Origin of the sequence: Leucobacter sp. M11 (assembly GCF_035726885.1) — a bacterium.
In the GTDB taxonomy this organism is placed as follows: domain Bacteria; phylum Actinomycetota; class Actinomycetes; order Actinomycetales; family Microbacteriaceae; genus JAPFRB01.
Map to the genome: position 1 here is coordinate 90,073 of NZ_JAPFRB010000006.1, position 13,898 is coordinate 103,970.

The following is a 13,898-nucleotide window of genomic DNA, read 5'->3' on the forward strand; positions in this document are numbered from 1 at the left end:
AAGAACTCGAGGCCTCGGCCCAGCTCGCGCTGCTGTTGCACGGCCGCAACCCCCGCCCGCTCACGGAGGCGGAGATTGTGGAGTTGGGAGGGTAGGGGCTCTTATCCCAGCGGATGTTGACGCCCTCGGCGAACTGCACCAGTCGGCCCTACACCTCAGAATCCAGCATGCTTTCCGACTGAATCGTGAGTCTTCGTCGGTTAGCCCGCCTCCGAGGTTCCCGGCACAGCCCGTGTCACTTGGAGCCGGCCGGAAATCTCGATAGGTTTGGCAGGTGATGGCCCGCGGAAAGGACCCCTGCACGATGACGCAGAATTCACCGGCTGACTTGAACGCGGCACAGCGTTCGGTAGCACCCGGCTCGATAGTGGTGGTTCGAGACATGGAGTGGCTGGTCACGGCCGTTGAGCCGAGTGCTGCGGGGCAGCTGGTGCACGTTCAAGGACTCTCTGAGCTCGTGCGAGACACCACCGCGTCCTTCTATTCCGGCCTGGACTGTATCGAACCGCTCGAACCCGCTGATGCGCGGGTGGTGGCGGACGATTCGCCCGGATATCGGCGGGCGAAGCTGTGGTTGGAGGCGACACTCAGGAAGACCCCGGTGCCGCTCGGCTCTGACGCGTTGACCGTGTCGACCCAAATGCTGACGGATTCACTGGGATATCAGCGGGCGGCGGTGCGGCAGGCGCTCAGCCCGGAGATGCTGCGTCCGCGCATTCTGCTCGCCGACGCGGTGGGGCTCGGCAAAACCATCGAGATCGGGATGATCCTTTCGGAACTGGTGCGCCGGGGGCGCGGGGACCGGATCCTGATCGTCACGCCCCGGCACGTGCTTGAGCAGATGCAACACGAGATGTGGACCCGGTTCGCGCTGCCCTTTGTGCGTCTCGATTCAGTGGGAATCCAGCGCGTGCGACAGCAGCTGCCGGCGACGCGCAATCCCTTCAGCATGTTCAAGCGGGCCATCATCTCCATCGACACGCTGAAACAGGAGAAATACCGCTCGCACCTCGCGAAGCAGCGTTGGGACGCCGTGGTGATCGACGAGTCCCACAATATCACCGGGAAAACGCTGAATAACCGGCTCGCCAACACGCTCGCGCCCAACACCGAGGCGTTGATCCTCGCCTCCGCGACCCCGCACAACGGGAAGCCGGAGTCCTTCGCAGAGCTCATCCGCCTACTCGAGCCCACTGCGGTGACGCCGGAGGGCGACATCATCGAGGAGGAGGCCCGGCGACTCATCATTCGCCGCCACCGGCACAGCCCCGAGGTCGCCCGGGAAGTGGGGGCAGACTGGGCGGAGCGCCTTGAACCCCAGCACCTGCTCGTTCCCGCGTCTCCAGCGGAGGACGCGGTCGCGGAGGAACTGGCGGGTGTCTGGCTCTACCCGGGGGAAACAGGTTCCCCGTACTCCGGAGAAAACTCGGGACTGTTCCCGTGGACGCTGGCCAAGGCATTCCTGTCCTCCCCGGTTGCGCTCCTGGAAACTGTGGTGGAGCGGCGGAAGCGCCTGGGGGAGAATCTCTCCGTCGAGCAGCGTCGTGAGCGCGACGCCCTGGACCGGCTCGAAGCGCTCGCGGAGCGCGCGCTCGCCGAGCCCTCGGCGAAACTCGCAGAGCTGCTGCGGTATCTGAAGCTGATCAAAATTGGGCGCACCTCACCGGAGCGCGTGGTGGTCTTTTCCGAACGGGTCGCGACTCTCAAATGGCTGCGCGAGCGCGTGCAAGAGGCGCTAAAACTCAAGGACGGCCAGGTCGCGGTGCTGCACGGCGGGCTGAGCGACGTCGAACAGCAGGAGATCGTCGAGAGCTTCAAGCAACAATCATCGGAGATCCGGGTCCTGATCACCGGAGACGTGGCTTCCGAAGGAGTCAACCTGCACACGCAGTGCCACGAATTGATCCACTTCGATATTCCGTGGAGCTTGATCCGGATTGAGCAGCGCAATGGCCGGATCGATCGGTACGGGCAGCGGCACCGACCCCAGATCACCACGGTGCTCCTCGAGCCCAGCAATGCGCATTTCTCGGGCGACCTGCGCGTGCTGAAACGGCTCGTTGAACGTGAGCAAGAAGCCCACACGGCCCTGGGCGACGCTGCATCGCTGATGGGCAAGTACAGCGCCGATGCGGAGGAGGACGCGATCAAGCGGGCCCTGGCCCGGGGAACCGACGTCGATGACATCGTGCCGACGATCGAGGAGGCGGTCGCCGGCCAGGACAGCGTCGCCGGGCTGCTCGCGCGTCTCGCTGCGGGCCAGCGGTCCGGAGACTCGGCACCCGCACCACGCATCGAGTCGGGGACCGGCAGCGAGACTCCAGTGTCGTCGCTGGCCGGTGGTGCTGCGGACGAGACCGGCCTCTTTGGGGCACGCGTCGACTTCCTGAGGGAGGCACTGATCGAGGTTTACGCGGAACCCGGAATGCGGGGGCAGAGTGACGGCGGAGGCGGCGTCAACTGGTCCGAGCAGCTTGCCCACGGCACGGTCTCGCTGGCACCGCGACCGGACCTCATGCGGCGGCTTTCGGTGCTTCCGCAAAGCTACCTCAGTGAGCGACGGGTGCGTGAGAAACTGCAGCTGGCAACGACCGAGCGTCGCGCACGTGCCGTGCTGCACGAGGCGATCCACGACCCGGCGGAGCACTCGCTCTGGCCCGAAGCGCACTTCCTGGGGCCGCTGCACCCGGTGCTCGACTGGGCGGCCGATCGGGCGCTCGGTCGCCTCGGGCGCAATGAGGTGTTCTCCGTGCAGGCCGAGGTGGGGGCCGTCACCGTGCTGCTTGTTGGTACTCTGACCGATGGCCGCGGCCGCACCGTTGCCGCCTCCTACATGACGGCCGAGTATCCTGACCCCGAAGCGCCCGCATTCGGAATCATCGAGGTTCATGAGAATGCACGAGATGCACTTGCAGCATGCGGCCTCGCCGGCCCGCTCGTCAATCGTGGCAGCGCTGCGCCGGGTCCACTGATTCAGGGCTTGATTGCGCCCGCCGTGCGCAATGCATCCCAGCAGATGGGGATTCTCGCGCGCGCCGCGGGGGACGACGTACATGCGCGAGTGAGTCAATGGTCAGCGCGCGTGGACGCCTGGCAAGACACCGCAGCTGAACTCACCCAGCTGCAAGGCCTCCGAAGCCGGAGGGTGACGGTGGCAGAGGAACAGGAGCTTGCCGAATCGATGCGCCCACGGCAAACCCTGGTGCGCCCCCTGCTTGTAGTGGTTCCGGCGGGCTCCGCCGGGGAGGAGATCTAAGTGTCCGACGCGTTCATCATTGGTGAAGACTGGATCAGCGAGCACTATTTCACGACGGATGCGAAGTCGCAGTCGTTCGGCTCAGAAGTGCTGTCGCGGCGCAAAGAGTGGGACAGCCTCGTTGGGGAAGGACTCGCTTCCGTTCGTCAATCGGTGCTCAGCATTCGGGAGCGGCTTGTGCGGGCACTGGCCCTGCTCGATGAGGGGGCCGGGGTCAGGGCGGAAGGGGAATCTGTCTACGAACCGCTTCGCGTGGCGCTCGGCTACGCTGGCGGCGGCGCGAGCGAACGAGTCTCGGGGCCGCTGAGGTTGTTGAGTCCTGCAGGCGAGGACCACACGGTGCTCGCGCTGATCGAAGCACGGCCGGTGGCATCCGTCGAAGAACTGCTCGAAAAGCACGAGCCGACGCTTCGGGAACCGTACCATCCGGTCGACGACGAGAACCACCCCATCGAGTCGGTGGCGCGGCTGCTCTCCCACCTCTTCGTTGCCGATGACGCCCCGGCGTTCGCGCTGGTGTTCGCGGGCGGACGCATGCTGCTGGCAGAGCGTGAGCGCTGGGCGGAGGGGCGCTACCTCGGGATTGATTTGCAGCTGGTACTCGACCGCAATGAGATGAAGCGTGCGGGCGAGCTCGACCGCCTCATTGTCTGCGTGAGCGCGGAGTCACTGCTGCCACGCGCGGATGGGGAGACCTGGTGGGCCCGCGTGCTGGGAGAATCGATCAAGCACACCGTCGGGGTGTCACAGGATCTCCGCGACGGGGTGCGCGAATCGATCGAGATTCTCGCGAATGAGGTCGTCGCGCGCCGGCGGCAGTTCGGGCTGGCACCGCTCCCGGCAGAGCAGGCACCGGCGCTGGCCACCCAGACCCTGCGCTATCTCTACCGAATCCTGTTCCTGCTGTTTGCCGAGGCCTCTCCGGAGCTCGGCGTACTCCCGGCGCAGGCGAGCACCTACGAGCAGGGCTACAGTCTCGACCGGCTCCGCGTGCTGCAGGTCGAGCTCAGCCACGGTGCCGCACAGGGCACGCACCTGTATGACTCGCTCGGCCTGCTATTCCGGCTGGTCGAACAGGGATATCGTCCCGAAACGGACGAGGCTGCGACGAGCGACGAGGGCCTGACCTTTCACAGCCTCCGCGCAGACCTCTTTCGCCCGGCCGCGGTCGCGTTGATCGACGAGGTGGGTTTGGGCGATGCTCAGCTGCAGAGTGTGCTCACGAACCTGCTGCTCACAAAGCAGAAATCGGGCAGCGATCGTGGCTACATCAGCTACGCGAACCTCGGGATCAACCAGCTGGGGTCCGTGTACGAGGGCCTGATGTCGTACTCCGGCTTCTTCGCCGAGACGGATCTCTACGAAGTCGCGAAGGGCGGGGACGCGAGCAAGGGGTCGTGGGTGGTGCCCGTCGCACGCTCGCACGATATCGAGCCGAATGACTTTGTCCGCGAACGGGACCCGGACACGGGCGAGGACCGCCCCGTGCTGCACCCGGTCGGCAGCTTCGTATACCGACTTGCGGGCAGGGAACGCCAGCAGTCGGCGTCCTACTACACGCCCGAGGTGCTGACGCGCTTCACCGTGTCGCAGGCGCTTGCTGAGCTTCTCGACCAGGACGGTCAGACGACGACCGCCGATGACATCCTCACACTGCGCATCTGCGAGCCTGCGCTGGGCTCCGGGGCATTCGCTATCGAGGCCGTGCGCCAGCTCGCGGCAGAGTACCTGAGCCGGAAGCAGGACGAATCGGGGGAGCGGGTCGACCCCGACAGCTACCCGCAGGAGCTGCAGCGGGTGAAGGCCTCGATCGCGCTGCACCAGGTGTATGGTGTGGACCTGAACTCGACCGCGGTCGAGCTCGCCGAGATTTCGCTCTGGCTCGACACAATGGTCGCGGGGCTGAACGCCCCCTGGTTCGGGCTGCATCTGAAGCGTGGCAACTCCCTCATCGGGGCGCGACGAGCGGTGTATTCAACGAAACAGATCGAAGACAAAAGCTGGCTGAAAGCCGTCCCCCGGGATGTGCCGGTCGTTGAGCTCGCCGAAAATCTGGCCTCGGGACGGCTCAGCAGCGGGACCTCCGGTGCGGTGCACCACTTTCTCCTCCCCGCCGCGGGGTGGGGGAGCTCAGCGGGCGCAAAGGAAGCGAAGACCCTGGCTCCGGATGCGGCAAAAGCACTGACGGCCTGGCAGCGTTCCACCGCCGTCAAACCGACGAACAAACAGCTGAAGCAGCTCCTCAATCTCAGCTATCGCGTCGAACGGCTATGGCAGCTGTCGCTTCGGAGGCTCGAAATCGCCGAGCACGAGGTGCGCCGCGCGATCCCGCTCTGGGGGCAGGAGCAGGCTGCCGCCGCGGGTAACACACCCGCCGTGACGCGGGAAGACATCGAACGTAAGCTCGGCGACCCGGCCGGGGCGTATCAGCGCCTGCGCCGAGTCATGGACGCGTGGAACGCCCTCTGGTTCTGGCCGCTCACGGCCACTCTCGCGGACGGGGCCTCACCGCCCAGCATGGACGAGTGGTTGGCCGGACTGCGAGCGCTGCTGGGGGACCACACCGAGAGCACGGGTGCCGCGGAAAGACACGGCCAGACCACCTTCGCCACCCAGAGCAGCGGCTGGGAAGAGCTGAACGACGAGGAGATTGACGACCTCGCGTTCGCGGCCGCCTCATCAATTCCGCAGACGCTGCGGGAACACCCGTGGCTCGCGGTCACCGAGCGGATCGCCGCCCAGCAGGGCTTCTTCCACTGGGAGCTCGATTTCGCGACCGTGTTCGCCCGCGGCGGCTTCGACCTGCAGGTGGGTAACCCGCCCTGGGTGCGGCCTGACTTCGACGAGACAGCTTCGCTGGCGGAACACGATGTGTGGTGGGCGCTGAACCCCAAGCCTGCTACAGAGAAAGCGGTGTCGCGAAAGCGGGAGACGCTCACAGAGGGCGCAGCCGAGAATGCTTTCTTGGATGATCTCACCGGCGTCATCGGGACCCGTGAATCTGTGTCCCACACCACCCGGTTTCCGCTGCTGTCGGGGCTCCGACCGGATCTCTATCGCTGCTTCATGGAGCAGACCTGGCGAAACAACGCGGCATCAGGAATCATAGGGCTCATCCACCCGGAGACTCATTTCACGGACGAGAAGGCAGGCCTCCTGCGTAGCAGCACCTACCGACGGCTGAGACGGCACTGGCAGTTTGTGAATGAGCTGAGCCTGTTTGAGATTCATCATTTGGTGACCTACGGCGTGCATGTGTATGGCACATCGGGTGAGATTGGATTCGATATGGCATCGTCCCTCTATCACCCAGACACGGTGGAACGGTCATACGTGCACAACGGAGAGGGCGCAGAGCCCGGGCTGAAAGACGAGAACGGGAATTGGGACCTCAGTCCCCACAGAGCTCGGATTATTCGGGTACAGGCAGGCGTGCTGAAATCCTGGCACGCCATCCTCGAAGAAGAATCCGTGCCGGTTGATCGATCGAGAATGGTATACGCGGTTAACCGTTCGACCGCAGAAGTGCTCGAGAAGATTTCGGCCTCACCGAGGTTGGGGCAACTCGACCTCCAGACGTCGCAAGGCTGGAATGAGACGACTGATTTCAAAGCGGGACTGTTCAAGAAAGAGTGGGGCCTTCCGCAGTCCTGGAACGAAGCAATCCTTCAGGGGCCACATATCTTCGTTGGAAACCCGTTTTATAAGGCTCCCAACCCGAGCATGAAGAATAACAAGGACTGGTCCGCGGTCGATCTCGAAACCTTGGCCCCGGACGCGCTCCCGGTGACGGCCTACAAGCCAGCCGCCGAACGGCAGCGCTACGACGTGGCGTACACCCACTGGGGTGATGACCGCGTGCCCGCCCGCGACCACTACCGGATCGCCTGGCGGCGTATGGCTGCAAACACTGGTGTACGGACGCTCATTGCTGCTGTGATTCCTCCTGGCGCTGCCCACGTTCACCCCGTCTATTCGGTTGCGGCCCCGGCTCACGATTCGGCTACCTTTCTTGCTATGGGGGGAACGCTTTCTAGCCTTGTGGCCGACTTCGTCGTTCGAGCGGTGCCGAAATCAGAGATTCTCTTCAGCACCATTCGCCGTTTGCCCTTCAACGAAGTAAATGAAGTGCTCCGAGAGGGGATCGCCTACCGATACGCTCGACTTACCTCTGTGACTCACGCATGGGGCAGCCTTGTTGATGATTTCCTTGAGCAGCGCCTGACAACGAGTTCATGGTCTGGCGGCTTGTCCTACCCGGCACGCTTCCCACTTGAGGTTCTGGGTGAGGCCTGGTCCGAAGAATACCCGCTCCGTCGTGCATCCGATCGCCGACAGGCCCAGGTTGAGATCGACGCCCTGGTGGCGCTCTCCCTCGGGTTGACCGCCGACGAGCTCTGCGCCATCTATCGCACTCAGTTCCCCGTGCTGTACGGCTACGACCGCAACGCGTACTTCTACGACGCGAACGGGCGGTTGGTGCCCAAGGGGGTGCTGGCGATCTGGAAGAAGCGCGGCGACGTGATCACCGAGACGGAGCGCACTGAGACGAACGCGAGCGGCAACACCTACGTTTACGAGCTGCCGTTTGTCACCCTAGACCGGGAGGCCGATATGCAGCAGGCGTACGCGCACTTCGAGCGGGTGCTGGAGGAGCGCTCGTGAGCGCGCTGCTGCCCAGCACCCAGGCCGACGGGATCCGTGCGGGGCTGATCCACTACCTCGGCACGGCGTTTGCGCTGTCGAGTCGGCCTGAGCGCGAGGAACTCGAGCGTTTCCTGACCCACCCGGATCGGGGGATCTTCCGGGGCCCCTATGTGCGGTTGCGCACCCCGTTCGAGCCGGCTGCGGACGGCTGGCGCGAGGAAATGGAGTGGTATGAGGGGCACCCACCGTATGGTCACCAGGCGCAGGCGTTCGCTCGGCTGAGCAGTGCGAACCTTAGCGCCGAGAAGTCGCGGCCGCTGCCGACCCTGGTCACGACGGGCACGGGGTCGGGCAAGACGGAGGCCTTCCTCGCGCCGATCCTGGATCACGTGCTGCGCACCAAGCGCGCGGGAGAGCGGGGCATCAAGGCGCTGATCCTGTACCCCATGAATGCGCTGGCAAACGACCAGGCGCGGCGACTGACGGAGTTGATCACGGGTTCGGCCGCACTCGGCGGGATCAGGGCCGCCTTGTTTACCGGGCAGGCTGGGCCGGAACGCTCTCGGGTGACCGAGGCCGGCCTGATCACCGACCGGGCGGTGATCCGAGAGGAGGCCCCGGACATCCTGCTCACCAACTACAAGATGCTCGATCAGCTGCTGCTGCGGCCCCAGGACCAGCAGCTCTGGGCACAGAGCGCAACGAGCCTGCGCTACCTGGTGCTCGACGAGTTTCACACGTATGACGGTGCCCAGGGCACGGACGTGGCGATGCTGCTGCGGCGGCTCGGACTCGCGCTGAAGCGCCACTGGCCAGACGCACACCCTCTGATTGACGACGCTGCGCGCGCCCGGCCACTCGGACTGATGACGCCCGTGGCCACCTCAGCGACGCTCGGTGACAAGGGCGACCCCGCGGCGATGCTCGGTTTTGCACACACGGTGTTCGGCGAAACCTTTGGTGCGGACGCGGTCGTCACGGAGACACGAACGTCGGTCGCGGAGTGGGCCGGCGACGGATCAGCCCAGATTGCCGCGCAGGGACTGCGGGAGCGGCCACTGACGGTCGCAGACGTGCGGAAGCTGAACGATGCGGCCGATACCATCGCGGCGAGTCCTTCGGTTGACGGGATAGGGGCGCTGGTGTGGGGCGCGCTCTACGAGGGCTGGACGACGGAGCACACGCGTTTGCTGAAAGTCGGAGCAGGGAATGGAACCGCCGACTTCAGCGTATTTCTGAGCCGTGGTCACTCGATCGTGCGGCAGCTCGCCGATGATGCCGAGCAAGCGGTTGCAGTGCGAGACCTCGCAGAGCGACTCCTGACCCGGCAACTGGTCGACCTCACAGGGGAGGAGGACCGGGACGAACTCGCGCAGAGCTTCGTGAGTCACGTGCTCGCCGCGCTCAGCCAGGTGCGGGCCGCCGCCGGGCGTGCGGCACTCGCGGTAGATCTACACCTGTGGACTCGGGCGCTGACCCGCGTGAACCGTTTCGCGGCACCAGAACCCCGATTTGTTTGGGACGATGATGGCCCCGCCGAAGAGACCGAGGTTCTCGACCCGTTCGAGGCCGAGGGGCGACCGCAGTTCCCGGCACTCTATTGCCGCCACTGCGGTCGTAGCGGGTGGGGCGTGCAGCTGGCCCCCACCGGCACTGATCTCGACACCGACGACACCGCGATCCGCGCAAACCACCTTGGCGGGGACGGGCGGTTCCGCGCCCTCTTGTTTGCTCCGCAGGAGGCGGACTATGCGCACCCGGCGGACGCGCGTCTAGCCCCTGAAGAGGTCGAGGGGCTGCGGTGGTTCTGGCCGGTGGAGCGGAAGCTGCTCGCCGAGACGCCGGATCTGAATGGGCCTGACGTGCAGCACGGCAACGTGCTACCGGTGCTCGCACTCGGAGGAGAACACGCGGACGATCGCTCGCGGGATGACGAGTGTCCCTCCTGCGGAAAGGCCGACGGCATACGCTTCCTGGGCAGCGCGATCGCGACGACGCTGTCGGTCGCGGTGACCACGGTGTTTGGTGACGCCGCGCTCGACAGCGCCGAGAAGAAGGCGCTCGTCTTCACCGACAGCGTGCAGGATGCCGCGCACCGCGCCGGGTTCGTGCAGAGCCGCTCGCACGTGTTCAGCTTGCGCAACGCGATCCGTGACGCGATCGGGACCGACGCTGCGACGCTGGAGACCGTACTCGACCAGCTCCTCGCCCGGGCCGGGGATGACGTGTTTCGGCGGTATCGGCTGCTTGCGCCCGAGCTTCCCGAGCGGGAAGCCTTCAGACCATTCTGGGAGCAGGAGACGCTGCGGCGCGTTCCTCCCGCGACGATGCGGCTGGTGAAGAAGCGCCTGCTCTTCGACCTCGCGATGGAGTTCGGACTGCAATCCCGGGTCGGGCGCACCCTGGAAATGACGGGCAGCGTCGCGGCGCAGGTCGACGCGGGCCCACCGGCCTCGCTCGAGACCGTCGCGCGCACCGTTCTCGAGGGCTTCACCCGCTCCGCAATGTTGGAAGATGACGAACCGCCGCAGCTCCGCAGCGAAACCGTGGTGCGGTGGGTGCGCGGCGTACTCGAACGAATGCGCGAGCGGGGCGCGATCGCGCATCCCTGGTTCGATAGCTATATCCAACACGACGGGTCGCGGTGGCAGGTCTGGGGCGGCCGACCACGCGGAGAGGGCATGCCGGCGTTTCCGAAGGGGCGCGAGGCGCCGGGATACCCCCGCGTCGGCGGGGGCGCCCGGGAAGGCACGGACAGCCAGCGCACCCACCTTGATGTGGTGACCTCGTCCCAGAGCTGGTTCGCGCTGTGGGCAAAGAAGGTGCTCCGGGTTACCCCCGGCGATGGTGCGACGCTCTCCAAACTGCTCCTCGCGGAACTTGCGAAGCAGCGCCTGATCGAAGCGGCCAGCATCGGGGGGACCGGTGCCACCGCGTACCTGCTCAATCCAGATCAGATCGTGGTCGAGCCGATCGACACAGCTTCGTGGGCCGCGACCGGACATCTGCTGGTCTGTTCGCTCTGCCGGACCCAGGTCACGGTCACACGGCAGGTGTTCGCTCAGCTCCTGGACGGACCGTGCCAGGTGGCGCGCTGCCCGGGCATGCTGGAAGCGAGCGCTGGTGCGGACAACTACTACCGGCGGCTGTACATCGACGGTGACATTCGACGTGTTGTCGCACGCGAGCACACCAGCCTCCTCGAGGACCGTGTGCGTCTCGGATACGAAGACGCGTTTAAGGCGGCGGATGCGGAACCGGACGCCCCCAATGTGCTGGTCGCGACTCCGACGCTCGAGATGGGCATCGATATTGGTGACCTCTCCACGGTGATGCTGGCTGGCCTGCCGCAGTCGGTCGCTTCGTACCTCCAGCGCGTCGGACGTGCGGGGCGGCTCACCGGGAACTCGCTCTCGCTCGCTTTCGTGACGGGACGCGGGGAACAACTGCCAAAGGTGCACGACCCGCTGAGCGTCATCAACGGGCAGGTGCGCCCCCCGGCCGCGTATCTCAACGCGGAGGAGATCCTGCGGCGGCAGTACCTGGCGTCGGTGATCGATGCGCGCGCGGCCACGCTCGAGCGGGCACCGCAGCACGCCCCGGACGTGCTGCGTTCCGTCGCCCCCGGCAGCTTCCTGGGAGACCTCGTGATCGCGGCGGAGACGGAGGCCGCGGAGTATCTGGACCGGTTCCTCGCTCAGTTTGCCGACCTGCAGCCAGAGACAGAGAAGCGTCTACGTGACTGGGCAACCCCTCAACGTGGGCCGGGGAGGAGTGAGCTCGCCCGCGAGGTGCGCGCGGCGGGGGATCGCTGGGGGGCAGAGCGCGACCGGCTGCGATTCCGAAGGGACGAGATTCAAGCATCACTTGGCGAGCTTGAAGACGCCGCGGAGCGGCCGGCGAAGACCCAGGACGATGTATCGGCATTGCGCTCGGCGAACGCCGCACTCCGGATGATCCTCCGTCTCATCAATGCCCAGCGGATCGAGCACTGGGTGAGCGCACTTGAACGCTTCGGCCTGCTGCCCAATTACACCCTGTTGGATGACACGGTTCGTTTGGACGTGGCGCTGTCCTGGGTGGACCCCGAGACGAGGGAGTTCCAGCACGAGGGCGTGAACTATGACCGGGGTGCCGCCGTTGCCATTCAGGAGCTCGCGCCCGGGGCCACCTTTTACGCGCAGGGCATGGAGATCGAGATCGATGCGGTCGACCTCGGCGTCGACGGCGAAGCGATCAGCGAGTGGAGCTTCTGCCCAGCCTGCGGGTACGCGCACGAACACCTGCTCACGGAACTCGGTGCTCAGTGCCCCCGTTGTGGGGCCCGGGGGATTGCGGATTCGGCGCAGCGCCTGAGCGTGGTTGAACTCAGGCAGGTCTCGGCGGAGGTGCGGCGGGACGAGTCTACGATCAGCGACCGACGAGACGAGCGCACTCGGGTGCAGTTCTCGGTGCCGGTGCTCGCCGATATCGACGCCGCAGAGGTCCTTCGCGAGTGGTACCTCGCTGAGACTGGGTTTGGCGTGAAATACCTGCGCGGGCTGACGGTCCGCTGGCTCAACCTGGGCAAGCTCGGAGGGTTCAGCACCCAGCGAATGCTCGCTGGTGAGGAAACTCCGGCACCGCTCTTTCGGGTGTGCCGCTCGTGCGGCAAACTCGACACCTCCTCCCGGAAAAACAGCCGGCGGGAACACCGGCCGTGGTGCCCGCACCGAAACTCCAGCGAAGAACACGCGTTGCAGATCGCCCTGAGCCGGACACTGCGCACCCAGGGCGTGCTCCTCCGGCTTCCCACGAGCATCACGCTGGGCGACAGTTTGGCGATTCCGAGCCTGGTGGCCGCCATCATGCTGGGGCTCCGAGAATCCCTCGGCGGTGACCCCGACCACCTTCGCGTGCTGACCGCGCCCGACCCTGTTCCGGAGAGCGGAGGGGAGAGCATCCCCTCGCTGCTGCTGCACGATTCAGTGCCCGGCGGGACGGGATATCTTGCGGAGTTGGCGCGCCCGGAGCGCGTGCGCGAGATCCTCGAGAGCGCGCTGCGCGTGATCCGGGCCTGCCCGTGCCGCGGCGAACACCGCGCCGCGTGTCACCTGTGTATTCTGCCGTACGCGCCCGGTGGGGCGGACAAACTCGTGTCGCGGGCGAGTGCCGAGCGAAGCCTGATGACGCTGCTGCAGATCCGCGTTGCGGACGATCGTTCCGAGACGGTGGTGCCCTGGGATTGGACCGCCCGTGATCCAGGTCTCGTGTCCTCTGAATCCGTGCTCGAGCAGCTCTTTCGAAAGGTCTTCATGGACCGCGCACGCTCCTTGGGTGGCACGGTCAAGGAAATCGCCGGGGATCGCGGCAACCGCATTCAGGTGAGCATGCCGGGGAGTTCCTTTGTGTGGGAGCTCCAGCCACAGGTCGATGTCGCCGGCTCGCGTCCGGACTTTGTCTTACAAGCCCTGGGCGGTTCCGCGCGAAGCATCGCGATTTTCACCGACGGGCTCGCCTACCACGCGTCACCGGCCCACAACCGCCTTGCAAACGACGCGCTGAAGCGGCGTGCGCTCCGCGACGCGGGGTATCTGGTGTTCGGGGTCAGCTGGCAGGACCTCGAACGAGCAAGCGCCGGGACCTCGGAGCCCCCCGTCGACTGGTTCGCTGCGGAAGCCGCGACCGAGGTGACGGGCACTCTGGGGATTTCGCTCGGGTCCCTGGACCACATCTCCGCGAACCCCATTGATCAGCTCATGGACTGGCTGCAAGACCCGGCAGCGGCCCTCAGCCGGTGGGAGCGCGTAGCCGCCGGCCTGGCAGCTCTCCTGCTTGCCTCCGGAGGGTGTGAGGTCGTCACCGTCCCTGGGAACCCGAGCTTTGCCGCGGTCGAAAGCCTTGCGGACCTGGACGACTTCCGGGCGCGCAGCGGTGAACCCGTTGGTTGGCAACTGCGGCGCGAGGCACTGGTTCTCGTCAGTGTGATGCAACCGGGGAGCATGAGCCGCACCGC

3 protein-coding genes are annotated in these 13,898 nt (G+C 65.9%); all 3 read left to right on the forward strand.

The window, feature by feature from the left end:
* The first annotated feature begins 304 nt into the window (after positions 1–304).
* Complete coding sequence (locus OOT08_RS17500; protein WP_325094139.1) at positions 305–3,256, forward strand: helicase-related protein; 2,952 nt, start codon at positions 305–307, stop codon at positions 3,254–3,256.
* A complete protein-coding gene (locus OOT08_RS17505; protein ID WP_325094140.1) occupies positions 3,257–7,921 on the forward strand; it encodes an Eco57I restriction-modification methylase domain-containing protein in 4,665 nt (1,554 codons plus the stop codon).
* The coding region (locus tag OOT08_RS17510) for a DEAD/DEAH box helicase (protein WP_325094141.1) at positions 7,918–13,898 on the forward strand (5,981 nt) is incomplete at its 3' end. The genes OOT08_RS17505 and OOT08_RS17510, both read left to right, overlap by 4 nt.

Bases quoted from the DNA above. Each gene is read 5' to 3' on its own strand.
- OOT08_RS17500 (WP_325094139.1), top strand. From the start codon at position 305: ATGACGCAGAATTCACCGGCTGACTTGAACGCGGCACAGCGTTCGGTA.